Origin of the sequence: Sphingopyxis sp. JAI108, assembly GCF_013410105.1 — a bacterium.
Classification (GTDB): Bacteria; Pseudomonadota; Alphaproteobacteria; order Sphingomonadales; family Sphingomonadaceae; genus Sphingopyxis; species Sphingopyxis chilensis.
Genome location: NZ_JACCCJ010000002.1, coordinates 286,780 through 312,621 on the forward strand (window position 1 = coordinate 286,780; position 25,842 = coordinate 312,621).

A 25,842-nucleotide genomic window follows, 5' to 3' on the forward strand; every position below is an offset into this window, starting at 1 on the left:
CCCCCTTTCCCTATGATCGTCCGAACCGTCAGTTGAACGAGGGTGCCGGCGGAACCGGCGGCGGCGGCGCGTCGCTGTCGTCCTCGTGAACCTCGATGATGCCGCGACCGACGTGGCTCTTGCGATAGCCATAGAGGAAATAGAGCACGAGGCCGATGGCGCCCCATACCGGCAGAACCATCTTCGCGTCGAAGGGCAGGTTCATGTAAAGGCCGAGCGTGCCGAGGACGGCGAGCGGTGCGACGACCCAGATGAGCGGCGTACGGAACGGCCGATGGCGACCCGGATCCTTGATACGCAGGATCAGCACCGCGATCGCCACCATGAAGAAGGCGAAGAGCGTCCCCGAGTTCGAAATGTCGGCAAGCTTGCCGACGGGCAGGAAGGCGGCGAAACAAGCGACGGCAACGCCGGTGATCATCGTCACGATGTGCGGAGTCTTCCACTTCGGATGGATCGTCGCGAGCTTTTCGGGCAGCAAACCGTCGCGCGCCATCACGAAGAAGATGCGCGTCTGACCGAACAGCATGATCAGGATCACCGACGGCAGCGCCAGGAAGGCGGCAATGCCGATCGCATTGCCGATCGCGGGATAGCCGACTTGGCGCAGCACGTGCGCCAAGGCTTCACGCGAACAGACCAGGGGCTCCTGACCCATGGCGGCGAGCGAGGCGCAGCGTTCCGCGAGCGCCGTCGAACCGGGCGAGAGGATCTCGCCGGCGGCTCCGTTTACCGGCTGGGCGCCCATCGTACCGATCGCGCCGGCGGCGACGAGGAGATAGAAGATGGTGCAGATACCGAGCGAGGCGATGAGCCCGATCGGCACGTTGCGTTGCGGATTCTTGGTTTCTTCGGCGGCGGTCGAAACCGCGTCAAAGCCGACGTAAGCGAAAAAGATCGAGGCGGCCGCGCCGACCGCGCCGAGTCCCGCCGTCTGGCCGAACCAGCCATTGGGCATGAAAGGATCGAAATTCTGGCCCTTCATCATGGGCAGCGTCAGGACGATGAACAAGGTCAGCGCGGTGACCTTGATGACCACGAGAACCGCATTCACGCGGGCGCTTTCGGTCGTACCGATCATCAGCAGCCAGGTAACCAGCAACGCGATGACCAGCGCCGGCAGGTTGACGATGCCGCCCGCATAGGGCCCGACGGTCAACTCCATCGGCAAGTCAATACCTGCGTTCGCGAGCAATCCGACGAAATAGCCCGACCAGCCGACCGACACCGCCGAAGCGGCGACCGCATATTCGAGGATCAACGCCCAGCCGACCGTCCAGGCGAGCAATTCACCCATCACGGCATAGGTATAAGTATAGGCGCTACCCGAAACCGGCACCATCGAGGCCAGCTCCGAATAGCAGAGCGCCGCGACGACGCAGACGAGCCCCGCGATCACGAAGCTCCACATCATGCCCGGGCCTGCCTTTTGAGCAGCTTCGGCGGTCAGGACGAAGATGCCGGTGCCGATGATGGCGCCGATGCCCAGCATGGTGAGCTGGAAGGCACCGAGTGTTCGATGAAGCGACTTTTTCTCGGCAGTGGCCAAGATGGCGTCGAGTGATTTGACGCGGCCAAATATCATGTAGATGTCCCCTTTGGGGCCCGGTGCGGGCCCGTCTCCTGGCGGGGCAGACTAGCCGCTCTACACGTCAGCGCAACTTAATTTCAGACATGTGACACGCACTTTATCGCACGGTGAAGCGGACCCGATCGATCATCCGCCCGCCCGGGTCGACGAGCGCGAGCATATGGATGCCGGGACGCGGCAATATCTGCTGTCCCGCATCGGCATCGCCCAGCAATGTCTTGTCGAGAATCAACCGGTAGCCCGCAACGTCGCCGCTGACCGCGACCGCGAGCCGCTGGCGGTTCAATGGAATGTCGGGGTCAAGCGCATAGACACTGCCGCTGACCGGGCTGGTGATGCGTGGACGGCGCGCGACGTGGGGCGCCGCGGCCATTTCGGTTTGCGCAGTGCCGGCGAGAAAATATTCGCGGCGTGGCGGTTCGCGAGTGCCTGGAAGGGTGATCTGGCGCGCTTCGACGCCTTCGGGCATCGTCGGCGGCTTGCCGGGATAGCCGGCGTGGAGGGCGAGCATCACGTCGCGCCACACGGGAGCGGCGCCCGAGGTGCCCGAGACGGCGCGCATCGAATCGCCCTCGAGATTACCGACCCACACCGCGACGGTGAAGCGGTCGGTGAAGCCGACGCACCAATTGTCGCGCATGCCTTTCGAGGTGCCGGTCTTGGCGGCCGCCCAAAAGGGGAGGTGGAGCGCGCTGTCGGCGCCGAAGGCGTCGGCGCGGGCCGAGGCGTCGGCGAGGATGTCGCCGACGATGAAGGCGGCAGCGGGGTTTACGATCTGGCGCGCAACTTTTCGATCGTTGCGCACATCGAGGAAGTGGACTTGTGACCACTTGCCCATATTCGCTAATGTTCTGAAGGCGTTGGCTTGTTCTACGAGCGAAACTTCGGCGGAGCCCAGCGCCAGCGAGAATCCGTAATATTCGCCGTCCTCGACGAGGCCGTGGTAGCCGAGCGCCCAGAGGCGGTCGCGGAATTGCTGGACGTCGTCGATGACGAGGGCGCGGACGGCGGGGACGTTGAGCGAGCTGGCAAGTGCGTGGCGGACGCTGACCGGGCCCTTGAAGCTGTGGTCGTAGTTTTTGGGCACGTACAGTCCCGAGGCGGTGTCGAGCTGGACCGGGCTGTCGTCGAGGATCGAGGCGGCGGTGAGCCAGCCATGTTCGATCACTTGCGCATAGAGATGCGGTTTCAGCGTCGATCCCGCCTGCCGCCGGGCGTTGGCGCCGTCGACCGACGCGGCGGTCGATTTGAGGCCGACGCCGCCGACATAGGCGAGCACCTCTCCGGTGGCATTGTCGAGCACGACGACCGCGCCGTCGCGGACGCGGTCGGCGCCGAGCCCGGCGAGTTGGCGGCGCAGCGCGACGATCGCCGCGGTCTGGATACGGCGGTCGATGGTGGTGGTGACGCGCTTGCCCGGCTTGTCGAGCAGGCGGACGGCGAGGTGGGGGGCGAGCGCGGGATCGAAGCGCGCGGCATGTTCGCCCGAAACGAGCGTCGCGGCGGCGGCGCGGATCGCGGCGCAATCCTTGGTTTGGGCGATGCGGCAGGCACGGCGGCCGAGCACTTCGGCGCTGGCGGCGGGGTTGGGGAGCAGGCCGGCGAAGAGCGCGGCGTCGGTGCGGGTCATTTCGGCGGGCTTCTTGCCGAACAGGCTTTGCGCGCCCGCGCCGATGCCCTGCGCTTCCCCGCGTAGCGGGAGGAGGTTGAAATAGGCCTCGAGCATTTCGTCGTGCGACCAGTTTGCCGCGAGCGCCTGTCCGGCGCGCATCTGGCGGAGCTTGGTGCGCCAGTCGCGTTTTCCCGGCTGCGCGAGGCCGGGGTCGAGGAAGGCGGCGAGCTGCATCGGCAGCGTCGAGGCGCCGCGCGAACGGTCGCCGGTCCGCCCCATCGTCAGGCGCGCGCGGATCGCGCTGGCGACCGCGAGCCAGTCGACCCCGCCGTGCGACCAGAAACGCCGGTCCTCGCTTTGCACGACGGCGGTGCGGACGGCGGGGCTGATGTCGTTCAGCGGCACCCAGGCGAGGCGGCGGCGTTCGAAATTGACGCGTTCGCTGTCGAGCAGCTGGCCGTCGCGATCGGTGAGCCAGGCTTCGCTTGGCTGCCATTCGGCGCGGACGGTGGCGTAGTCGGGCATCGCCGGTGGGCGGGTGAGAAGGTGGGCGATGGTGACGAGGATGAGCAGGGTGAGGGCGAGCCAGGCGAGAATGTCGCGCCAGCGGGATTTGCGGAGAGTCATTGATCGTGATGCCTAAACGATCCTCCCCGTGCCGAAGGCATGGGGAGGGGGACCATCCGCAGGATGGTGGAGGGGTTGCGGCGGTGGCGCCATAACCCCTCCGTCAGCGCTTCGCGCTGCCACCTCCCCATCGCTTCGCGACGGGGAGGATCTGGTTCGTCCGCAGCTCGTCATCACTGCCCGACGCTCGCCACCGTCAGCGGGGCGTTCGGCCATTGGCCGCGGATCGCGGGCGAATACATCGCCTCGACGCGCGTCGGCGGCAGGGTGAAGCGGCCCGAGCCGTTCAATCGCACGACATATTCGACCGCGTGGGTGCCCGCGGGCATCCAGCCGAAATAGCCGCGCCAGCTGTCCTTGCCGCGTTCGACATAGCTTGGCTGCGCGCCCGATCCGCTCGCTTGGTCGGCGAGCATTTCGGACTGGCCGCCAAGGTTGCCGACGATCGTCGCGCCGGGGGCGATCGGGTCGTTGATCACGACCCACGTCCGGCCGGCGGCCGCGACGACCTCGATCCGTATCTTGATCACGTCGCCGCGCGTCAGCCTCTCCTTGTTCGCCGCCTTGACGATGCTGACCGACCGTTTGATCCGGTAGCCCGCGTTGAGCGGTTCCTTCAATGGCACCGCAGCCTTGACGCTGACGGTGGCCCACGGGGTGCCGGTGCCGTCATGCTTCAGGCTCATCGTCGCGGCGTTCAGCGCGACGCGCAGCGGCGAGGCGGGATCGGCGGGCAGCGGCCAGCTTTGCGAGGCGGTGCCGCCGGCAAGGCCGATGCTGGTGACCCCGGTGATCGCGCTCGCCGGATACAGCTCGGCGAAGCGGCGGACGGTGACTGCGCCCCATGCGTTGGCGGGGGTGGTGTCCCAATGGCCCTTGCGCTGACGCTGTGCGACGCCGACCATCAGCTTGCCCGCGTCATCTTCCCAGCCCTTGCGGCCGAGCACGGCTTCGAGCGCCTTGATCGCCATTTCGTCGCCGCTGGTCATCATCCACCAGGGTGCGCGCGCGTCGTCGATGAGGTCGAGACGCGTGCCTTCATAGACGAGGCGCTTGCGGAGCTCGGCCTCGGCTGCGGTGCGCAGCCCTGCGGCGTTACGAACGCTAGGGGTGCGTTCGATCACGACGAGCCAGTCGGCGAGCGTGCCGGTCGCCATGTCGATCGGGGCGACGTCGATCGCCGACACCAGCTGCGCGCTCGACGCATTGTTGCGCGCGAGCGCCGCGAGCGCCGCGATGCGGACGGGGCGGATATCCCAGGGGCCATAGCCTTTGCGCGTTAGTCGTCCTTCGACGACCGCCTGCAACGCCTTGACCATCTTCGCTTTCGACGCCTCGGGGATCGCGAAGCCGTTTGCCGCGGTCACGCTCAGCACATAGGCGGTAAGCTCGATCGACCCTTCCATCCGCTCATTGGGCCAATAGCGGAGTAGCCCGTCACTATCGAGATAGGTCGGCATCGCGCCCGCGAGCGCCTGCCAGCCCCCGAGATCGCCGAGCGCGATCGCGCGCGAGGTCGATTGTTCGAAGCAATTATACGGATAGGCGCTCATATAATCGCGCACCCCCGACAAGGGCGGCGCGAGCGTGCCCGCGAGCGCGACGTCGACATAGCCGCCGGGCAGCGCGCCCGCCGGGATCGCGATCGGCAGCGTCGTGTTCGGGCCGACGCGGAACAGACTGGCGGCCCAGGTTTCGACCGGGATCGCGGGTTCGACCTGCTGCTGGAAGACGAGCCGGTCGCGCTGCTTGCCGCCCTTGGTGACCGCCTCGACCGTCCATTCGATCGGGCCAGTTTGTTCGGGCGCGGTCATCGACCAGCTGATCGGCACCGCGCCGCCCGCGGGGATCGTGACGGTGAGCGGCGGCGCGGTCGCGACGGCGGGCGACAGCGTCGGGGTCGCGGTGACCTCCATTGGCTTGTCGGTGCCGTTGCGCAGCGTGAAGCGCGCGTCATAGGTGTCGCCGGTGCGGACCAGTTCGGGCATGCCGGCAAAGACGCCGAGATCCTGCACGGTGCGGACGGTCGTTTCGCCGGTGCCGAAAAATTGCGATCCGTCGGTCGCGATCGCGACGAGGCGGAAGCCCGAGAGATTGTCGCTGAGCGGCACGTCGACCGTCGCGCGGCCCTTCGCATCGAGCGGGACGTTACCCTTCCACAGCAGGACCGGACGGAAATCTTCGCGGGTCAGACCCGACAGGTCACCGCCGCCGCCGCCGCCGGGTTCGAGCGCCTTGCGGCCATAATGGCGTTTGCCCACCACCTGCATCTGCGCGGTCGAGGTGAGCACGTCGAGCGTGCGTTCGCCCATCATCGCGTTCAGCACTTCCCAGCTTTCGTTGGGGGCGAGCTGGAGCAAGGCCTCGTCGACCGCGGCGAAGGCGACGTCGGCGTTCTTCGGCGCCTTGCCGCCGGGCGTCTTGACCTCGATCGCGACCTTCGCGGTTTCGCGGACCGAATATTTTTCCTTGTCGGCTTTCACCTTGACGCCGAGCTGATGGCCCTCCCAGCCGACCTTGATGCGCGCGATGCCCATGCGGTAGGCGGGCTTGGCAAGGTCGACCAGCGCGGTCGGCGGGGCGCCTTCGCTATTCTCGATTCTAAAGCCGGCCGCGCGCTTCAGCTTGCGGAACCAGCTTTCGCCGCCGGTGACGCGGCCACGCACCGCCATCACCGAGACATAGACGTCGGGGGCGTAGGTCGCGGGCAGCTTGACCTTGACGACGGGGTTGGTGCCTTTCAGCGGCACGACAAAGCTCGACAAGACGCCCTCGCGCTCGACGGTGACGAGCGCAGTCGCTTCGCGGAAGGGCATGCGGACCTGGAATTTCGCGGTGTCGCCCGCCGCATAGCGCGGCTGTTCGGCGATCACGTCCATACGATCGCCGTTGTCGCCGCCGAACCACCAGTCGTCGTCGCCCGCGAGCCAGACCGAGCGCACCGCGCGCGCTTCGTTGCCGTCGGCATCGACCGTCGTCGCAACGACCGTCACTTCGCCCGAAATGCCAGGCGCCATCGCGCAGCTCGCGCGGCCGAGCCGGTCGGTCGTCGCGCTGCACGTCGCATCGAGGCGCGTCGTACGCATCTGGTTGTCATAGGCGTAGAAGCCGCCGATCAGGCGCCGGCGCGCGGTGATGATCTCGCGATTATAGAGCGCGACCGCGACACGCTGGCCGCGGATCGGCTTGCCATCGAGGTCGAGCGCGATGAAATTGAGGCGGAGGTCGTTGTCGCGCATCAACCAGCCGTCGGTCTTAAGGCCCAGCCGAACGGCGGACGGATAGAGAGTAATGCGGCGGCTCGACGTCAGCGTCTCGCCATTCGCGTCTTCATAATCCATTTCGGCGGCCATCAGCGTCGGTTCGGTGATCGGCTGGTCGACCGTTATACTCGTCGTCGCAGTGCCGCTCGCGTCGAGCGTGAGCGGGACCGAGCGCGCGAGCGGCAGTTCGGCCGACGGCGTATCGCCGCTGTCGTCGAGCTGAACCACGCCTTCCTTCACCGGCTGGCCGTCGAAATCCCAGTCGCGATAATCTTCCGGCGGCGACCAGCTCGCGCGGAAATTGCTGCGCAGTTCGACCGGGATATTGGGGGCGGGGCCGCCCGAGAGATAGCCGACGAACAGGTTGAGCGGGACCGCAGCCGGGCGCACGAGCGCATTCTTCGGCCCGGTGATCGTCGCCTTCATCGTCGGCAGGCGATATTCGTCGACCCTGACCGACTGGTTCGTCCATATCGTCTTGTCCTCGCCATCCTTGTCTTTCGTCACGAAGACGAGTTCATAATCGCCCATCGGCGCCGAGGCGGGGACGTTCCATGTCGTCTCCCCGCTGCCGGTCGCGGCAATCGCGAAGGGCATTTCGAACTCGGTGTCGGAACCGCGGTGGACGAGGCGGAGCTTGCCCGCGAGCGCATCGGGGGTGCGAAAGCCGAGGCCGATCGGGCGGCGGAGTAGATGCTTCATATGGACGGCCTCGCCCGCTTTCACCAGCGCGCGGTCGAAGATTGTGTGGAGGATGTCCTCGCGTTCCGACCAGCCATAGGGGAGGTCGAAGTCATAGGGGCGGATGCCATCGCCCCAGTCGGTGAGGGTGAAGCTGAAATCGTCGCCCGCGCGGGCGCTGACCATCAGCGCATGGCCCTCGCTCTTGGTCGGATCGGGGGTTTCCTCGCAGCTCGAATAGGTTTCGGGCTGCGGCAAGCCGCCCGCGAAGGCGAGGCGGCCGGCCTTGTCGGCGGTGCCGCGTGCGAGCAGGCGGCCGGTGCAGCTGTCCGAGACGCGGATTTCGGCGCCCGAAACGGGAAGGCCGGTGTCGAGCGAGGTCACCCACGCGAGCGAGCCTTCGCGGCCCCATTTGAAATGCACCGCCATATTGGTGACGAGCGCGGCGGTCGCGACATAGCGCGTCGTCTTGCGGCCGAGCAGGGCGGCGCCGAGTTCGGGGCTGGCGATCTCGACGACATGGAATCCCTTTTCGGTGAGCGGGATGCCGACTACCTCGAATTCCTTGCCGCCGGCGGGGGGCGAGAGTTGCAGGTCGCGGCGTTCGCCGCCCGATGGAGCACCCGCGAACACCGATTTGGTGCCGGTGTAGTTGACCGTGACCTCTTTGCCGCTGCGGTCCTTTTCCTCGCGATAGTCGGTGTCGTCGGCGTCGTCGACGCGGCGAAGCCAGCGCGCGATCGCGGCATCGTCGTCGCTCACCCGAAGCGCGATCGCGGGCATTTTGAGGTTCGCCTGAACGAGCGCGCTTTCGACGCCGCGCACGGTGACGGGCAGCACGCCGCCTTCGCCGGCTTCGAGGATGCCGAATTCGGCGGCGAATTTGACCAAAGGCGGGGCGCGGTCGATGTGGAATTTCAGCGGGAAATTCGACTGGTTCTGCAGCTTACGGCCGCTCTGGTCGGTGACGTCGGCGGGCAGGACGAGCGTCGCGTCGACATTCTGCGGCAGCGGGCCGGTGAAGCGGACGGTGGTCAGCCAGTCGTCGTTTTTGTCATCATCGTCGATCCTCGGCGTCAGGCGCTTGCCGTCGGCGGTGTCGAGCGTCGCGGCGAGGATCGTGTCGCGCGGCACGGGTGAGGCGAAGCTCAGCACGACGTCCTTGATCGGATTGCACCCCGCCTGCGGATTGACGCGGCTGCACGACATTTTGGCGGTGAAGGCGGGGCGGACATCATAATCGAAACGCTGGTCGCGTCCCGCAGTGCGTCCGGGAACGCCAGCTTGTGAAATCCGCGCATCCCAGACGAGCGCCATCTCGCGCCCCGGTGGCAGCGGGCGGCGGCATTTGACGGGCACGATGCGGTCGAGCGCGGCGTCGCGGTCGGCGCCTACAGCGGGGAAGCGCTGCGGCAGGCCGGCGTCGGCGGTGAAGGACTGGCGCGACCAGTTGTTGTCGCCCAGCCCGGTCAGGATTTCGGTCGCGGTTTCGCGCGGCAGCACGTCGAGCGGGATTTTCTCGCCGATGCCGTCGACCGCGCAATAGCCGAAACGGCCGACCGAGGCGCGGTCGGCGGCGACGTTGGTCGCGACGAGGAAGACCTGCTCCTCCTCGATATCGCCGCCGAGACCTCCCGCGAGCACGGCGCGCGCCGAGGGGCCGCCGGTGTCGAGCGCGAAGCGGCTGTTGCCCGCGACCGCAACGCCGCGCGCGGTCTTGAGGCCGTCGCGCAGCTCGACGTGACAGGCGAGACCGCCGGGGAGCGGTTTGTCGAACTCGAGCACCCAGGTGCGCGTATCGACCCAGCGGCCCGACGAAGCGAGCTTGCAGTCGTTGGTCGCGGGCGCCGGCGCGCGGGGATCGCCGAGTGGGACCATGTCTTCGGAAAAGCGCAGCGTGAAACGGGTTATCGTGCCGTCGCCGGTGCCCGAACTGCCGGGGGTCGCGAGCGTGACCTGCGGCACCGTGTCGGCGGTGGCCGTCGCCGCCATCGCAAGCGCAAGGGGTGGGATCAGCGCCAGCTTTGCCTTGCCGCCCAGCCATGTAGCCAGCTTGCGCCATCCCCGCTGCATCGCTTCGTCTCCCCCTTTTGGCCCGGATCTTTATCCTGCTGGAAACAGGGGCAAGAGTCCACCCGTCGCCGTGCGTCGGGCACGGTTAGACGCACTTCGGAAATGGGCTGTGACCGCTGTCACCGACAGCGGCGAAATTCAGCGCGCGAGCATCGGCCCGAGCGGACGTCCGGCAAAAATATGGACGTGGAGGTGGGGGACTTCCTGATGGCTGTCGAGACCGACGTTCGCGAGCAGGCGGTAGCCCGGCGCGACGAGGCCCTGCTCGCGCGCGACCTTGCCCACCGCGCGGATAAAGCCCGCGATTTCGGCGTCGCTCCCGCGTTCGGAGAAGTCGTCCCAGCTGACATAGGGCCCTTTGGGGATCACGAGGATGTGCAAGGGCGCCTGCGGGTTGATGTCGTGGAAGGCGAGCGCATACTCGTCCTCATAAATGGTCTTCGCGGGCAGCTCGCCGCGCAGGATGCGGGCGAAGATGTTGCTGTCGTCATAAGGAAGCGTCGCGTCGATCGGCATGGGGAAAGCTCCTATTGGGGACGGCTGGCCTTTTCGGCGTGGCCCGAGGTGCCGTGGCGGCGGTCGAGCTCGGCGGCGATCATGTCCCAGCCGAGGCCGCGCGCGGCGAGCAGGATCGCGAGGTGGAAGATAAGGTCGCTCGCCTCGCCGACCAGCGCGGTATCGTCTTCGCTGACCGCGGCGATCACCGTTTCGACGGCTTCCTCGCCAAGCTTTTGCGCGATCTTGCCCCTTCCCTTCGCGGCGAGGTTCGCGACATAGGATGCGCCGGCGTCGCCCGCCGCGAGCCGGTCGTCGATAACCGCCTGCAGCCGTTCCAGCGTTTCGCCCATTGCCTTGGTCATCGCGCGATCCTTTCGGACGCGTGCGTAGCGGCGGGCGCCGCCCCCGACAAGCGACGAAGGGGGCCCCGCGAAAACTTACCGCGGCGTAAACCATATCGAAACGCCTTTTGGCTTAGTTTCCGTCGCGCCGGGGGGCGAGATCAACTTCTATTCGGACAAGGATGATGGAAATGGGCACCCGCTCCCAGGTGTTTTTGGCCCAGGTGTTTCTGGCCGCAACGGCCTCGCCGATTGCGCTCGCGGCATCGCCCGCGGCGGCGCAGACCGAGGGCGACGAGATTATCGTCACCGGATCGCGCATCGCGAAGAGCGAATTCACCAGCGCCGACCCGATCCAGATCATCGACCCCGAAACGGCGAAACTGCAGGGGCAGGTCCAGCTCGTCGACGTGCTGCGATCCACCCCGGCGGCGCAAGGGTCGATCCAGATCAATTCGGCGATCTCGAACCGGTTCGTCGCCAATGGCGGCAACGATGTGCAGACAGTGTCGCTGCGCGGGCTCGGCGCCGAGCGCACGCTGGTACTGATCAACGGCCGCCGTGCGGGGCCCGCGGGCATCCGCGGCGCGGTCGCGCCCTTCGACCTCAATGTGCTGCCGCTGTCAGTGGTGCGAGAGGTCCAGGTGCTCAAGACCGGCGCCTCGTCGATCTATGGCTCGGACGCCGTGGCGGGGGTGGTCAATATCCTGACCCGCGACGACCTCGACGGTTTCGAGGCGGGCGGTTTCTCATCGATCACCGAGCATGGCGGCGGCGAGAGCTATGGCGCGGACGCCAGCTTCGGCAAAAAGTTCGACCGGGGGCATATCTTTGCGACGGTCGATGTCTTCCGCCAGCAGAATCTGACGCGCCACGACCGCGGTTTCCTCTTTTGTTCGGAAGAATATCTGAAGCGCGAGGCCGATGGCAGCCGCGCCGATATCGTCGATTTCCGCACCGGGCATCCGGCGTGCAGCAGCACGCAGGCCAATATGATCGTCTTCAGCGATTTTTCGGGGGTCGATGAAAACGGTTTTCCGACCTTCGGCCCCGGGCTGATCGCGCCGAACGGGCAGGCGATTTTCGCGGGCCAATATGGCAATGAATATGCGGGGGTCGGCATCCCTATCAACGCCTATAATCCGATCGGGGTGTTCGGTCCCGCCGATTTCTTCGGGGTCAATTTCGACGGCCCGTCGACCGGCGCGCTCAACCAGTTCGAACCCGCCGAGCAGGATTCGGACGTATTCTCCGGCGTGCGCCGCGTCAGCGCGTTCGCCGAGGGCGCCTACGACGTCACCGACAGCATCACCGCCTATGGCGAATTCCTGTTCAGCAACCGCAAGTCGCATAACAACGGCGTCCAGCGGATCGAACTTCAGCAGTTCACCGGCGCGTCAATGCTGCCCTTTTTCCTGTGCGATCCGACGCAGTTCAACTGCGACCCGGGCGACCTCGGCGATCCGCTCAACGCCGAATTCGGCGGCAACCTCATCCTGCGCCCGCGCGTGCTTGTGAAGTCTGAAAGCCAAGCCGATGTCGATTATTATCGCGGCGTTCTCGGGCTGCGCGGCGATTTCGGGGCGGGGTGGAAATGGGATGTCCACGGCCAGCACAGCCGGTCGGACGCGAGCTATACGCAGGATGTCATCTATCAGGACGCGATCGCTTCGCAGACCTTGCGCACGCGATCGTGCGCGGGGACGACCACGGCGATTCGCGGCGCGGAGTGCATCGACATCGACTTCACCGATCCGCGCGTGCTGCGCGGCGATTTCACGCCTGCCGAACGTGCCTTCCTGATGGGCCGCGAGACGGGCCGCACCTTGTTCAAGCAGACTTCGGCCGAAGCGCTGCTCACCGGCAAGCTGTTCACCCTGCCCGCGGGATCCGTTGGCGTCGCGTTCGGCGCGAATATCCGCCGTGACGAGATCGACGACACGCCGGGCGAAGCGACGCTCGCCGGCAATGTCGCCAATTTCACGACCTCGGGTATCACCGCGGGGCATACCGTGTCGAAGGAAGTCTTCGGCGAGGTCGAAGTGCCGTTGCTCGAAGGCGTGCCTATGATCGAGCGGCTGACGCTGTCGGGCGCGGCGCGCTATACGCATGTCGAGGCGACATCGCGTACCGGCGCGCAGGACGGTTTCAGCGACACGACGTGGAAGGTCGGCGCCGACTGGGCGGTCACCGACTGGCTGCGTTTCCGCGGCACCTGGGGCACCTCTTTCCGTGCCCCCGCGCTGTTCGAATTGTTCCTGCAGGACCAGACGGGTTTCCTCGGCCAGCAGGACATCGATCCGTGCATCCAGACCGCAGCGCGGCTCGCGGCGGGCGCGATCAGCCAGCGCGTCTTCGACAATTGCGCCGCCGACGGCATCGCGCCGGACTATGCCGGCGGGATCGCCCCGGCGACGATCGTGTCGGGCGGCGGGCTTGGCCGGCTCGAGCCCGAAACCTCGACCGCGAAGACGGTGTCGGTCATCCTGACCCCCGATCTGTCGGGTGCGTTGTGGGGCGGGCTCAAGGCGCGCCTCGCCGTCGATTATTTCGACCTCAAGGTCAGGCAAGAGATTACGCTGCTCGGCGCGTCCAACATCCTCGCCGGCTGCTATGATTCGGACGATTTCACGAGCGAAGCCTTCTGCGGCCTGTTCACGCGCACCGCAGCCGGCCCCGACGCGCAGAGCGTCGCGAGCGTCACCGACCGCTATGTCAACATCAGCCGCCAGCGCAACCGCGGCGTCGACCTGTCGCTCGCGATCGATCAGGACCTCGGCAATCTGGGATCGCTTGCCTTTCGCGCGCAGATGACGTGGCAGGTCGAGGACAAGGTCAAGCTGTTTCCCGGCACCGAGATCGATGACAATGGCACGATCGGCAATCCGAAATGGGTCGGCGATTTCAACCTCGGCTGGACGAAAGACGCGTGGACGCTTTTCTATGGGCTCGACGTCATCGGCGCGGCATCGAACATGAAGGAGCTGCTCCGCGCGCAGGGCGGCGATGCGTGCCGCACGTCGAGCTTTCGTCCGGGCGGGCGTTTTTGCCCCGATGTGAGCGTGCCCGCGACCTTCTATCATTCGCTGTCGCTGAGCCGCGACGTCGACGACCGCTTCCGTATCACGCTCGGGGTCGCCAACCTGTTCGACACGCCGCCGCCGCGCGTGTCGACGGTGGTGACCGCGACGCCGCCGGTGATCGGCCAGGCGCCGGCGTTCGGGACGCAGTACGACTACCTCGGGCGGCGCTTCTTCCTGGGCGTGCGCGGGAAGATCTAGAGTTCGGGCAGGTCGGCTTTTGGGGTAGGAAGCGGACATAAGCTCTCTCCCAAGGAGAGAGGCTTTACGGTCGCAACCGCTCGCTAGCGGACGTCCAAATTTGCGACGTGGATAATCGCGCCATCGAGGGGGACGGGGAACAGGGGCTGGACAAGCCCGCGCCGCTCTGGTGAAGCGCGCGGCATGGCCGAGGTCAAACTGCATCCCGACTGGCTCACCCGCATCGGCGGCGAGTTCGAGCAGCCCTATATGGCGACGCTGAGGCAATTCCTCGCCGACGAGCGCGCGAAGGGGAAGGCGATCTTTCCGCGCCCGCGCGACTGGTTCGCGGCGCTCGACGCGACGCCGCCGCAGGATGTGCGGGTCGTGATATTGGGGCAGGATCCCTATCACGGGCCGGGGCAGGCGCACGGGCTCTGCTTTTCGGTCCAGCCCGGCGTGCGCACGCCGCCGAGCCTCGTCAACATCTATAAGGAAATGCGGAGTGACCTCGGTATCGCGCCCGCTTCGCACGGTTATCTCAAACATTGGGCCGAACAGGGCGTGCTGTTGCTCAACAATTGCCTGACGGTCGAGGCGGGGATGGCGGCGTCGCATCAGGGCAAGGGGTGGGAGAAGTTCACCGACGCCGCGGTCGCCGCAGTCGCGGCCGATCCGGCGCCCAAGGTCTTCATCCTGTGGGGCAGCCACGCACAGAAAAAGGCGGCGAACGTGCCGGGTCTGGGCTCGGGAAGCCCGCACCTGATCCTGCGCGCGCCGCATCCCTCGCCGCTGTCGGCGCATAACGGCTTTTTCGGGTCGCGGCCGTTCAGTCAGGCGAACGCGTTTCTCGAAGGCCACGGGCGCGGCGCGATCGACTGGCGCCTGCCGGACAATCCTGAAGCATGAACCGCGCGGCATGAGCATCCTGGCCGATCCGGCGACGCTGGCGATTCTGATCGTCGCGGTGGTGCTGCTCGGCATGGCGAAGGGCGGGCTCGCGGGGGTCGGCGCGCTGGCGACGCCGTTGGCTGCATTGGTGTTGCCGCCCGCGACCGCGGCGGCGCTGTTGCTGCCCGTGCTGATCGTGCAGGACGTGATCAGCGTCTGGTCGTTCCGCAAGACATGGGACGGCTGGATCATTGGCTGGATGCTCCCCGGCGCCGCGCTCGGCATCCTCGCGGGCTGGTATTATGCCGAACGGGTGAACGAAGCGCAGCTGATGGCGGCCTTGGGCGCGATCACGCTCGCCTTCGGCCTATATCGCCTGTGGGTCGAGCGCGGCGGGCGGATCGTCGCCGCGTCACAGTCGCCGGGCTGGGTCGGCAGCCTGTTCGGTTTCGCGACCGGGCTGACGAGCCAGATCGCGCACGCCGGCGGGCCGCCGTTCCAGATGTGGGTCACGCCGCGCCGCCTGCCGCACCTCGCCTTCATCGGGACGAGTTCGATCCTCTTCGCGCTGATCAACTGGATGAAGGTGCCCGCCTATCTCGCGCTCGGCGCCTTTCCGCACGAGGTGGTCGTCGCCGCGCTGCTGCTGATGCCGCTCGCGATCGTATCGACCCTTTTGACCGTGCGCTGGATGAAGCGGATGAACCCCGAACGCTTTTATGTGCTCATCTATATGCTGATGGTGCTGCTCGGCGCCAAGCTGCTGTGGGACGGGCTGGCCGGATAAGGGGCGACGGGCGCCGCGAAAGCGCGTAGGCTCGTCGCCGGCGGGCACAGGCGCCCGCCTTTTTCAAGGTATTGACCATGGCCAAGGGCCAGAAAAAATCGAACCGCGAAACCCGCAAGCCCAAGGCCGAAAAGCCGAAAAAGCCCAATGCGAGCAATCCTTCGACCAAGGTGGGGGTCGTCGCGGGGCTCGACAATATGAAGAAATAATCGCGCGCAAGGAGGCGGTCATGGTTCAGGCACGGTGGAACGGCGCGGTGATCGCCGACAGCGACGACACGGTCGTGGTCGAGGGCAATCATTATTTCCCGCGCGCGGCGGTCGATGCCGTAGCCTTGTCCGATAGCGCGACGACGAGCCTGTGTCCGTGGAAAGGCATCGCGCATTATCATCATGTCACCATCGACGGACGGGTGAACGCGGACGCCGCCTGGTATTATCCCGACCCCAAGGAGGCCGCTGCCGCGATTGCGGACCGCATCGCCTTCTGGAAAGGCGTCGAGGTCGGCTGAGCCTTTCCTGCATGTCTGCCGCCATCCAGATTCTCGTCGATGCCGACGCCTGTCCGGTGAAGGACGAAATCTATCGTGTCGCGTGGCGGCACGAGGCGCAGGTGAAGGTCGTGAGCAACAGCCGGCTGCGCGTGCCCGAGCACCCGCTGGTCGAGCGGGTGGTCGTCTCGGACGGCTTCGATGCCGCCGACGACTGGATTGCCGAGGCGGCGGATGCGAAGAGCGTCGTGATCACCGCCGACATCTTGCTCGCCGACCGCGCGCTCAAAGCCGGGGCGAGCGTGCTCGCGCCCAACGGCAAACCCTTTACGACGGCATCGATCGGCCCCGCGATCGCGACGCGCGCGATCATGGCCGACCTGCGCGCGGGCATGGACGGCCGGGTGGGCGGGCCGCCGCCCTTCTCGAAGGCCGATCGCTCGCAATTCCTCCAGGCGCTCGACACCGCACTCGTTCGGCTCAAGCGCGGTTAGGGGCTGATCGGTTAGGCCGAACGCCTCATCCCGTCATCCCGGCCTTCGCCGGGATGACGATTTCACCCGAAAAAACGCGCTAAAATATTTTTCAGTTTTCTTTCAGTCACTTGAGAAATTTATTCGGCCGAGTGACGGCGATCACCGCCGGGCACGGCGCCGCGCGGCATAAGTCAGGTCATCGGGAACGACCCGAGCCCAATTCGACGACTTGAACCCATCCGGAAAGGAAATGACGATGACCAGGAAGATGATTCTCGCGCCCGCGCTTGCCCTCACAGTCCTCCTGTCGGCGACCCCGGCGATGGCGCAGTCGGCGCAGCCCGCGCAAGGTGGCATGACGGTGACCTCGAACCCGATCCAGATCCTCGTCGGTCTGCTGCTCCCCGCGGTGCAGAAGGTTCGCGAAGCCGCGGCGCGCTAGGCCCGCATCCCGATTTCGTCTCCGGGCCGGCCCACCACGCCGGTCCGGAACCACAGTCCTCCCGCCCCTGCGACCCAGGCGGGAGGGCTGTGTCGTTTTCGAGTTCCTCGCCTATCTCGCGGCGCCCGCCGCCTGCATTTCGGCGATCAGGCCGTTGTCGATGTCCTTCGCGCGCTTGTAGGCGGCGCGTTCGCGAAGGCCGGCGGCATAAGCCTCGAACGCCGGGCGCGGCGCGATGGTGCCGAACTGCAGCCCCCAATCGATCTGGCTGCCGACATAGACGTCGGCGGCGCTGAAACGATCGCCCGCGACGAACGCCTTGCCCGCGACCGCGCTTTCGAGCGCGTCGAGCGCGGCGGCCAGTGATCCGAAGCCCGCCATGCGCTGTTGGTCGGTATCGGGTTCGATCCCGAAATGCTTGGCGGTGATTGCCTGCTCGACGGGGCCCGCGGTGAAGAAGAGCCAGCGATAATAATCGGCGCGGTCTGCGGGGTCGGGCGCGAGGCCCGCTTCCGGAAAGGCGTCGGCGAGATAGGCGCAGATCGCGGCGCATTCGGTGACGGCCTTGCCATTGTGTACGATCGCCGGAACCTTGCCCATCGGGTTCACCTCGAGATAGGCGGCATCCTTCATCGTCGTGCCATAATCGAGGATGCGCGGTTCGTAGGCGACGCCGACCTCTTCGAGCATCCAGCGCGCGATCTGTCCGCGCGACATCGGGTTGGTATAGAAAATCAGTTCGTCGGCCATCGCGCGTCTCCCATGCATTTCGATTCGGATGCGAACATATCAGGAACGAAATCACCGTTCCACCGGGCTTGTTTTGTCATCGTTCGGGGTTAAGGCAAAGCGATGAGCGACGAACGCATCTGGACCGCCGCCGTGCTGGTCATCGGCGACGAGATTCTCTCGGGCCGCACGCAGGACAAGAATGTGTCGCAGATCGCGACATGGCTCGACGTGCAGGGGATAAGGCTGCGCGAGGTGCGCATCGTTCCCGACGTCGAAGAGGAGATCGTCGAGGCGCTCAACGCGATCCGCGCGCGCTACGACTATGTCTTTACCACCGGCGGCATCGGCCCGACGCACGACGACATCACCGTCGATGCGGTGGCGAAGGCGCTCGGCGTCGGCGTGATCGTTCACCCCGATGCGCGCGCGATCCTCGAACGCTATTACAGTGCGCGCGGCGGCGAGCTGACCGAGGCGCGGCTGCGCATGGCGCGCACCCCCGAGGGCGCCGAGCTGATCCCCAACCGCATGTCGGGCGCGCCCGGCATTCGCATCGGCAATCTGTTCGTGATGGCGGGCGTTCCGCATATCACCGCGGGCATGCTCGACGCGCTGACCGGCGAACTCGAAGGCGGCGCGCCGCTCGCCGCGCACACGATCGGCGCCTGGGCGCCCGAAAGCGAGATCGCCGACCTGTTGCGCCTCGGCGAAAAGGAGCATCCAGGGGTCGCGATCGGCAGCTATCCCTTCTTTCGCGAGGGCAAGGTGGGGGCCAATTTCGTCATCCGTTCGGTCGATGGCGCCGAGGTCGCGGCGTGCGTCGCGATGCTGACCGCAGGGCTGGAGGCGCTCGGCTATACGGTGACCGACGGCGGCATCTGATCGGCGACCTGCGCCGGGCGCGGCAGGCGGCGGAGCATCAGGATCGCGAGCAAGCCGAAGATCGCGGCGACAACGAACGCCGCGCCGGGGAAATGCACGGGTGCCTTGTCGGCGGTAAAATAGGCCATCGTCCCCGTCAGCAATAGCGGCGCGACGAGTTGCCCCAGCCCCATCGCCATCGCCGAAATCCCCTGCACCTCGCCCTGCGTTTCGGCGGTTGCGCGGCGCGACATCATCGCCATCAGCGACGGCTGCACCGGCGCCTGCAGCGCTACGGGGATCAGCAGCAGGAAGGCGCCGACCGTCGAGGTGGTGAAGGCATAGCCGATATAGACGGCGACCGCGACGAGGATGCCGAGCGTCGCCGCGTCGCGCTCGCCGAAGCGCGCGACCGCGGGGCCGACGACGAACATCTGCCCCAGCGCGATCATCACCCCGACCGCGGCAAGGCTTGCGCCGATCATCGCCGGTGTCCAGCCAAGCTGCGCGATGCAATAGAAGCTCCACGTCATCGGATAGACGAGGCTCGCGATCTGCCACAGCACCAGCACCACGGCGACGCCGTCCATGCCGGGGAGTGCGCGCATCGTCTTCCACGCGCCGAGCGGATTGGCGCGGCGCCAGTCGAAGGTGCGTCGTCGCTCGGGCGGCAACGTTTCGGGAAAGATGAAAAGGCCGTAGAGCATGTTCGCGGCGGCGAGGATCGCGGCGGCGACGAAGGGCGCGCGCGGGCTGATCTCGCCGAGGAAGCCGCCGATCGCGGGTCCCGCGACGAAGCCGATCCCGAAGGCCGCGCCGACGAAACCGAAGTTGCGCGCGCGTTCTTCCGGCGCCGTTATATCGGCGATCGCCGCCTGCGCCGCGGCATAGCTACCGCCGAAAATCCCCGACAATGCGCGCGCGACGAACAGCCATGGCAAGGTTTCGACGATCGTCAGCAGCGCATAATCGACCGCGAGTCCGCCGAGCGCGAGCAGCAGCACGCGCCGCCGCCCGAAATGGTCCGACAGATTGCCGAGCACCGGCGAGGCAAGAAAGGTCGCGACCGCCATGACCAGGCCGATCCACGCCCCGACCTCGATCGCGTGGGGCAGGTCGATCTCGCCGACCTCCATCACGAGTTGCGGCAGCACCGGCATGATGATGCCGAAACCGACCGCGTCCACGAAGATCGTCGCGACGATGAACGGGATGGTGCGCGACGACGTCACTTGCTCTTTGTCCTTGTCGATCCTAGCGCCACCGAAGCCTCCCTCATGCGTAGCCGATAGATGAAACTCGAAATAACCGCCTCCCTAAATTATCGCTTGCCCGAACCGGTCGATCTGATGCTGCAGATCGAGGCGGCGAACGGCGGCGGCCAGCGCATCCTCGACGCGTCGCTCGACCTCGGCAAACCCGAATATATCTCGCGCGTTCCCGCCGTCGGCGGCATTTGCGAGCCGATCTGGCTGCGCGCCGAGGGCAGGCTGCGCGCCGAATATCGTGCGCGCGTCGCCATCGACCGCCCCGACGTCGACCTTTCGTCGCTTGGCGAGGTACCGCTCCATCGGCTCCCTGCGGAGGCCGTCCCCTATCTCAACGAATCGCGCTATTGCCCGTCGAACAAATTCCACGCCTTCGTCGACCGCCGCTTCGGAGAGCTGGAAGGCGGGGCGAAGGTCGCGCGCATGCGCGACTGGATCGAAAGCCGCTTTACCTATGTCTCGGGCTCGAGCGATGCTGAAACCGGCGCGCTCGACAGTTTCGTCGAGCGGCGCGGCGTGTGCCGCGACTATGCGCATGTGATGATCGCGCTCGCCCGCGCCGCGCATATCCCGGCGCGCATGGCGAGCGTCTATGCGCTCGGCGTCAAGCCCATGGACTTCCACGCGGTCGCGGAAGTCTATCTCGACGGCGACTGGTATATGGCCGACGCGACGGGCATGACCCGGCCCACCCAATGCGCGCGCATCTGCGCCGGCCGCGACGCCGCCGACATCGCCTTCCTGACCGCCTATCGCGAGATCCAGCTGGTCGAGCAGGAGGTGAGGGTGGAGGCCTATGAAGGGAAATAAGCTCGGCGTGGCAAAGCCCCGCCATCCCGCATAAGGGTCTGGCCGAGTTTTCGCTAGCCTCGATCCAGCTCAGCTCAATCGCCGCGAAAGCTGGAGCGGGTGAAGGGAATCGAACCCTCGTCGTAAGCTTGGGAAGCTTCTGCTCTGCCATTGAGCTACACCCGCGTGGCCTGCGCGATTGGCACAGGCCGGGGCGGCGGTCAATCTCTTGGCGTCAGCGCGCCGATTCGAGGATCGTCTCCATCGCGACGAAGGTCGACGTGCTCGCGACGTGGGGCAGGCTCGAGATTTTCTCGCCGAGCACGATGCGATAGCGCCGGATGTCGGGGGTGCGGACCTTGAGCAGATAGTCGAAGCTGCTCGCGATCATATGGCACTCCTCGACCTCGGGAATCCGCCGCACCGCATTGTTGAATTGCTTCAATGCCTCCTCGCGCGTGTCCGACAGCTTGACCTCGGTGAAGGCGACATGGTCGAGCCCGACCTTGGCCGGATCGACGATCGCGCGGAAGCCGACGATCAGCCCGCTGTCGACCAGGCGCTTCACGCGTTGCTGGCAGGGCGTTTTCGACAGGCCGACCTGCAAGGCGAGCTCGGTAAAGGTGATCCGCCCGTCGCGGCCCAGAATCGCGAGGATCTTGCGGTCGAATTCATCCATTTCGACTGTCGAAGAAGACCTTTTCATGCAAATCGACTAGGATTGATCCAAAACATGGTCAATTGATATATGATATGCGAATAAACAAGTCGGATCGACTTTCGGCGATATGGTAACGGAATGCCATGACTCACAGCCCCGATCGCGCGCCCATCCGCGCCCTCGCCCGCCGCAGCGAAGCCGACCTCGTCGCCGAGCTGCGCTCCGCTCTTGCGACCTCTTCGGCGAGCGTCGATGCCGTGACGCGGCGCGGACTTGAACTGATCCGCAAGGCGAAGGCCGAGGGCGAGCGCGAGACACTCGTCGCGCAGTTGATGAACCGCTATCGCCTGTCGACCGAAGAGGGCGTCGTGCTGATGTGCCTTGCGGAGGCGCTGCTGCGCGTGCCCGACAATGCGACCGCCAACGCGCTGATCCGCGACAAGATCGCCGGACGCCACTGGGCCGAGGGCGACGATGACGACAGTCCGCTGATCGTCGCGCTGTCGGCGCGCGGCCTGTCGCTCGGATCGGCGACCTTGATGCTCGACGCGATGGGCAGCAAGGCGAACCCGCTGGGCCTGCTCAAGTCGATGATCCGACGCTCGGGCGAGCCGGTGATCCGGCAGGCGGCGCTCGCGGCGATGAAGCTGCTCGGCCAGCAGTTCGTGATGGGCGAGACGATCGACGCCGCTTGTCGGCGCGCCGACAAGGAAAAGTCCGAACTCGCAAGCTTCGACATGCTCGGCGAGGCGGCGCGCACCGCCGAAGATGCGGCGCGCTACTACGACAGCTATGCCAATGCCATCGCGCGGATCGGCAAGGCGGCGAAGCCGGGCGATCCGCACGCCAATCACGGCATTTCGATCAAGCTCTCGGCGCTCCACCCGCGATACGAATATCTGCAGGCGGCGCGTGTCCGCGACGAGCTGATCCCGAACGTCATCGAACTCGCGAAGGCCGCGCGCGCGGTCAACATCCCGCTGATGATCGACGCCGAGGAAAGCGACCGGCTCGAACCGCATATGGACGTGTTCGCGGCGCTGATCGATGCGGGCATCGCCGACGGCTGGACCGGGCTTGGCATCGTGGTCCAGGCGTATCAGAAGCGCGCGCCGGCGGTGATCGAGTGGCTCGCGAACCGGGCGCGGACGCGCGGGGTCAAGCTGTCGATGCGCCTCGTCAAGGGCGCCTATTGGGATACCGAGATCAAGCGCGCGCAGACGCTGGGGCTCGGCGACTTCCCCGTGTTCACGGCGAAGCTGCACACCGACCTCAATTACATGCGCTGCGCGCAGTTGCTGCGCGACTGCCAGGATTGCATCTATCCGGCCTTCGCGAGCCATAATGCGATGACGCTCGCCTTCGTCTCGGAGCTGTTCGACGGCGCCGATTACGAGCTGCAGCGGCTGCACGGCATGGGCGAGGGCGCCCACGACGCCTTGGTCGCGCTTTTCCCGCCGCCGCGCCCGGTGCGCGTCTATGCGCCGGTGGGGACGCACCGCGACCTGCTCGCCTATCTCGTCCGCCGCCTGCTCGAAAATGGCGCGAACTCGAGCTTCGTGCACCAATTCTCCGACCCCGGCGTCACCGCCGAGCAGCTTGCGGTCGATCCGCGCAGCGTCGCAAGCGCGGCGTCTTCGACCATTGCGACGGGCCTTGGCCTGTTCGACCCGGCGCGGCGCAATTCGCGCGGCTATGACCTTGGCGATCCGGGCGTGCCCGAAGCGCTGGTTTCGGCGATCGGGGCGGCGCGGCGCAGCGACCTCGTCGCGGCGCCCATCGTCGGCGGTGTTTCGCGAAAGGGCAAGGCCGAGCCGGTGCGCAATCCCGCGACGGGGGCGGTCGTCGGACAGGTGATCGAGGCCGATACCGCGACAGTCGCCGATGCCGTAGCTGCCGCGCGCAAGGCGCAGGGCGACTGGAGCCTCGCCGGCGGCGCTTTCCGCGCCGAACGGCTCGAACGCGCCGCCGACCTGCTCGAAGAGCATGACGCGCTCTTCCTCGGCCTCGCGATCGACGAGGCGGGCAAGACGCTCGTCGATGCGATCGCCGAAGTGCGCGAGGCGGTCGATTTCCTGCGCTATTATGCCGCGCAGGCGCGCGCCGACTTCACCTATCCGGTTGCACTTCTCGGCCCGACCGGCGAGCGCAACGAACTGATGCTCGAAGGCAAAGGCGTGTTCGTGTGCATCAGCCCGTGGAACTTCCCGCTCGCGATCTTCCTGGGGCAGGTGTCGGCGGCGCTCGCCGCGGGCAACAGCGTGCTCGCGAAGCCCGCCGAGCAGACGCCGCTCATCGCCCACGCCGCGGTCGAGCTGCTGCTCGAGGCCGGCATTCCAGGCAATGTGCTGCATTACCTTCCCGGCCGCGGCGAAACCGTCGGCGCGGCGCTGACGAGCCATGACGACATCATCGGTGTCGCCTTCACCGGGTCGACCGAGGTCGCGCGGATGATCAATCGCAGCCTCGCGGGGCGCGACGGACCGATCGCGACCTTGATCGCCGAAACCGGCGGGGCGAATGCGATGATCGTCGATTCGACCGCGCTTCCCGAACAGGTCGCGCGCGACGCGGTCGCTTCGGCGTTCCAGTCGGCGGGTCAGCGCTGTTCGGCGCTGCGTCTGCTTTGCGTGCAGGAAGATGTCGCCGACACGATGATCGAAATGGTCGCGGGCGCGATGGCCGAACTCAATGTCGGGGATCCGTCGATCCTCGCGACCGACGTCGGCCCGATCATCGACGAGGAGGCGCGCGCGAATATCGCCGCCTATGTCGCCGAAGCGCGCGCCGCGGGGCGCGTGATCGCCGAAGCGGGGCGGACGAACCTGCCCGTCGAAGGCCATTTCGTGCCGCCGGTGGCGATCCGCCTCGACCATGTCACCGACTTGAAGCGCGAGATTTTCGGTCCCGTGCTGCACGTCGCGACGTGGAAGGGCGGCGAACTCGACGCGCTGATCGATGCGATCAATGCCTCGGGCTATGGCCTGACGCTCGGCGTCCACACGCGCATCGACGGCGTGGCGGCGCATATCGCGGCGCGCGCGGCGGTCGGCAATGTCTATGTCAACCGCAACCAGATCGGCGCGATCGTCGGCTCGCAGCCTTTTGGCGGGCGCGGCCTGTCGGGTACCGGGCCCAAGGCCGGCGGTCCGCATTATCTCCACCGCTTCGCCGAGGAAAAGTCGATCTCGACCGACATCACCGCGGCGGGCGGCAATGCGGCGCTGTTGGCGGGATAAGGCCGGCGCGCGTCGGCGCGCTTCAACCACGAGGCCTGATACAGAGTGGACGGCTGTCCCAGGCAATACGTCCGAAAGCGTCTCGCGGCATTGTGCCGCGGCGACCCTTTGTTATGGTTGCCCCCCGCAGCGGCTTCGCCATACGCCTTTCGCAGCTTTTCGCCAAGCGAGTCTATGCGCCCGGCACGCCGAGCAATTGCGCCTGGGCCTGGAGCCGCCCTGCCGCCGCGGGGTTGGCCGCGACGCCGTCCTTCAGCGCCTGCGCCGCCTTCGCCGTCTCGCCCAGCGTCATGCGGCTGCGCATCAGCATGATCCAGCGGTCCACGTCGGCCGGATTGGCCTTGAGCTTGGCCTCAAGCCCGCTCACCATGCCCTCGATCATCGCATCCTGCTGGCCTTTGGGGAGCTGCGACGCGGCTTCCATGTCGGCGCGGCTCGGCCCCGGAATCGCGCGCGCGGCGACGGGCATTTCGTCGGCGGTGAGCGGTCGCGGCCGGGTGCTGGCAAGGCGCGTGGCAACCTCGATCTTGTGGATCGCGCCGACCTGTTCGATCGTGCGGCGCAGGTCCGCTTCCCACGGCGCGCCTCGCGGCGTGTCGGCGAGCAGCGCGAACCAGTCGTCGATCGCGCCCTGGTGGTCACCGCCGATGTCTTTCCGGACCGCGAGAAAATAGCGCGCGCGCGGATCCCTCGCGTCGAGCGCGATCGCCTTGTCGAACGCTTGCGAAGCGGCGGCGGGCATCGGGTCGCTGTCGCTCGCCATCACGCGCGCCTCGCCCAGCGCCGACCACAATCCCGCCGATTCGGGTGAGAGGGCCACGGCCTTGTCATACGCCGCGATGGCCCCCGCGAAATCGCCGAGGTCGAATTTGGCGGCGCCGAGCGCGGTCCACGCATCGGCGCTGTTCGGTTCGCGCTGCGCTCGCGTTTCGAGCGCGGCGAGCTGGTCGGAGGGCGCAGCGGCGGTTTCGCTGGCCGGAGCGGCGGCCGATGGCGCGGCATCGCGCCAGATCGCATAGCCGACCGCCGCAGCGAGCAGCACGAAGGCGGCGATCAGTATCGCACGATTGGTACGCGTCATGCCGCGCTTCGCGTCTTCGGCCATCTTGTCGCCCTCGCTCATTTTTGCCCTTCTTTTACGCGATGTGAAAAATGCGGGCTGTGCGCGCCGTCATATTGCCTTTGTTTGGCGATGGTGTAGCCTTTGGCACATAAGGTCGGTCAACGATAAAATCGTCAGGGGTCGCACCGGCTTTCCCA

General features: G+C 66.6%; 19 protein-coding genes and 1 tRNA gene. 10 read left to right on the forward strand and 10 right to left on the reverse strand.

The window, feature by feature from the left end:
- Positions 1–28: 28 nt before the first annotated feature.
- The 5 genes from HDC29_RS12450 to HDC29_RS12470 form a co-directional block, all read right to left on the reverse strand.
- Positions 29–1,585, reverse strand: coding sequence for an amino acid permease (locus HDC29_RS12450; protein WP_179497978.1), 1,557 nt, complete (start codon positions 1,583–1,585; stop codon positions 29–31).
- Between the two features lie 103 nt (positions 1,586–1,688).
- On the reverse strand, positions 1,689–3,830 hold the full coding sequence (gene pbpC / locus HDC29_RS12455) for a penicillin-binding protein 1C (RefSeq protein ID WP_179497980.1): 2,142 nt from the start codon (positions 3,828–3,830) through the stop codon (positions 1,689–1,691).
- Between the two features lie 173 nt (positions 3,831–4,003).
- Positions 4,004–9,847, reverse strand: coding sequence for an alpha-2-macroglobulin (locus HDC29_RS12460; RefSeq protein WP_179497982.1), 5,844 nt, complete (start codon positions 9,845–9,847; stop codon positions 4,004–4,006).
- Between the two features lie 138 nt (positions 9,848–9,985).
- Positions 9,986–10,363: a histidine triad nucleotide-binding protein gene (locus tag HDC29_RS12465; RefSeq protein WP_179497984.1), complete on the reverse strand. Its 378-nt coding sequence runs from the start codon at positions 10,361–10,363 to the stop codon at positions 9,986–9,988.
- Between the two features lie 11 nt (positions 10,364–10,374).
- The gene (locus tag HDC29_RS12470) at positions 10,375–10,707 is read right to left on the reverse strand and encodes a phosphoribosyl-ATP diphosphatase (RefSeq protein WP_179497986.1); all 333 of its coding nucleotides are present in this window, start codon (positions 10,705–10,707) and stop codon (positions 10,375–10,377) included.
- Positions 10,708–10,877: 170 nt separating this feature from the next.
- On the opposite strand from HDC29_RS12470, the gene HDC29_RS12475 reads away from it, so the two are divergent.
- From HDC29_RS12475 to HDC29_RS12500, 7 genes are all read left to right on the forward strand, one after another.
- On the forward strand, positions 10,878–13,967 hold the full coding sequence (locus tag HDC29_RS12475) for a TonB-dependent receptor domain-containing protein (RefSeq protein WP_179497988.1): 3,090 nt from the start codon (positions 10,878–10,880) through the stop codon (positions 13,965–13,967).
- 183 nt (positions 13,968–14,150) lie between these two features.
- Positions 14,151–14,855, forward strand: coding sequence for a uracil-DNA glycosylase (gene ung / locus HDC29_RS12480; protein ID WP_179497990.1), 705 nt, complete (start codon positions 14,151–14,153; stop codon positions 14,853–14,855).
- Positions 14,856–14,865: 10 nt separating this feature from the next.
- Positions 14,866–15,624, forward strand: coding sequence for a sulfite exporter TauE/SafE family protein (locus HDC29_RS12485; protein ID WP_179497992.1), 759 nt, complete (start codon positions 14,866–14,868; stop codon positions 15,622–15,624).
- Positions 15,625–15,701: 77 nt separating this feature from the next.
- Positions 15,702–15,833, forward strand: coding sequence for a hypothetical protein (locus tag HDC29_RS19280; protein ID WP_257018259.1), 132 nt, complete (start codon positions 15,702–15,704; stop codon positions 15,831–15,833).
- A gap of 20 nt (positions 15,834–15,853) precedes the next feature.
- Complete coding sequence (locus tag HDC29_RS12490; RefSeq protein WP_179497994.1) at positions 15,854–16,135, forward strand: DUF427 domain-containing protein; 282 nt, start codon at positions 15,854–15,856, stop codon at positions 16,133–16,135.
- Positions 16,136–16,146: 11 nt separating this feature from the next.
- Complete coding sequence (locus HDC29_RS12495) at positions 16,147–16,608, forward strand: YaiI/YqxD family protein (protein ID WP_179497996.1); 462 nt, start codon at positions 16,147–16,149, stop codon at positions 16,606–16,608.
- 238 nt (positions 16,609–16,846) lie between these two features.
- Positions 16,847–17,032 carry a hypothetical protein gene (locus tag HDC29_RS12500; RefSeq protein ID WP_179497997.1) on the forward strand — a complete coding sequence of 62 codons (186 nt, stop codon included), beginning with the start codon at positions 16,847–16,849 and terminating at the stop codon, positions 17,030–17,032.
- A gap of 111 nt (positions 17,033–17,143) precedes the next feature.
- On the opposite strand, the gene HDC29_RS12505 is transcribed toward HDC29_RS12500, so the two are convergent.
- Positions 17,144–17,782: a glutathione S-transferase family protein gene (locus tag HDC29_RS12505; RefSeq protein ID WP_179497999.1), complete on the reverse strand. Its 639-nt coding sequence runs from the start codon at positions 17,780–17,782 to the stop codon at positions 17,144–17,146.
- Positions 17,783–17,884: 102 nt separating this feature from the next.
- Between HDC29_RS12505 and HDC29_RS12510 the strand changes: the two genes are divergently transcribed.
- Entirely contained in the window at positions 17,885–18,646 is a 762-nt protein-coding gene (locus HDC29_RS12510) for a molybdopterin-binding protein (RefSeq protein ID WP_179498001.1), read from the forward strand.
- On the opposite strand, the gene HDC29_RS12515 is transcribed toward HDC29_RS12510, so the two are convergent.
- Positions 18,619–19,857 carry an MFS transporter gene (locus HDC29_RS12515; protein WP_179498003.1) on the reverse strand — a complete coding sequence of 413 codons (1,239 nt, stop codon included), beginning with the start codon at positions 19,855–19,857 and terminating at the stop codon, positions 18,619–18,621. The genes HDC29_RS12510 and HDC29_RS12515 overlap by 28 nt on opposite strands.
- Before the next feature lie 60 nt (positions 19,858–19,917).
- On the opposite strand from HDC29_RS12515, the gene HDC29_RS12520 reads away from it, so the two are divergent.
- On the forward strand, positions 19,918–20,703 hold the full coding sequence (locus tag HDC29_RS12520; RefSeq protein WP_179498005.1) for a transglutaminase family protein: 786 nt from the start codon (positions 19,918–19,920) through the stop codon (positions 20,701–20,703).
- Positions 20,704–20,794: 91 nt separating this feature from the next.
- On the opposite strand, the gene HDC29_RS12525 is transcribed toward HDC29_RS12520, so the two are convergent.
- Both HDC29_RS12525 and HDC29_RS12530 read right to left on the reverse strand, forming a co-directional pair.
- A tRNA-Gly gene (locus HDC29_RS12525) sits at positions 20,795–20,868 on the reverse strand.
- A 49-nt stretch (positions 20,869–20,917) separates the two neighbouring features.
- On the reverse strand, positions 20,918–21,388 hold the full coding sequence (locus HDC29_RS12530; RefSeq protein ID WP_179498007.1) for an Lrp/AsnC family transcriptional regulator: 471 nt from the start codon (positions 21,386–21,388) through the stop codon (positions 20,918–20,920).
- Positions 21,389–21,486: 98 nt separating this feature from the next.
- Between HDC29_RS12530 and putA the strand changes: the two genes are divergently transcribed.
- On the forward strand, positions 21,487–24,582 hold the full coding sequence (gene putA / locus HDC29_RS12535) for a bifunctional proline dehydrogenase/L-glutamate gamma-semialdehyde dehydrogenase PutA (protein ID WP_179498009.1): 3,096 nt from the start codon (positions 21,487–21,489) through the stop codon (positions 24,580–24,582).
- 172 nt (positions 24,583–24,754) lie between these two features.
- Here the strand turns inward: putA and HDC29_RS12540 are convergent, their stop codons facing one another.
- Positions 24,755–25,705 carry a tetratricopeptide repeat protein gene (locus HDC29_RS12540; protein ID WP_257018260.1) on the reverse strand — a complete coding sequence of 317 codons (951 nt, stop codon included), beginning with the start codon at positions 25,703–25,705 and terminating at the stop codon, positions 24,755–24,757.
- Positions 25,706–25,842 lie beyond the last annotated feature (137 nt).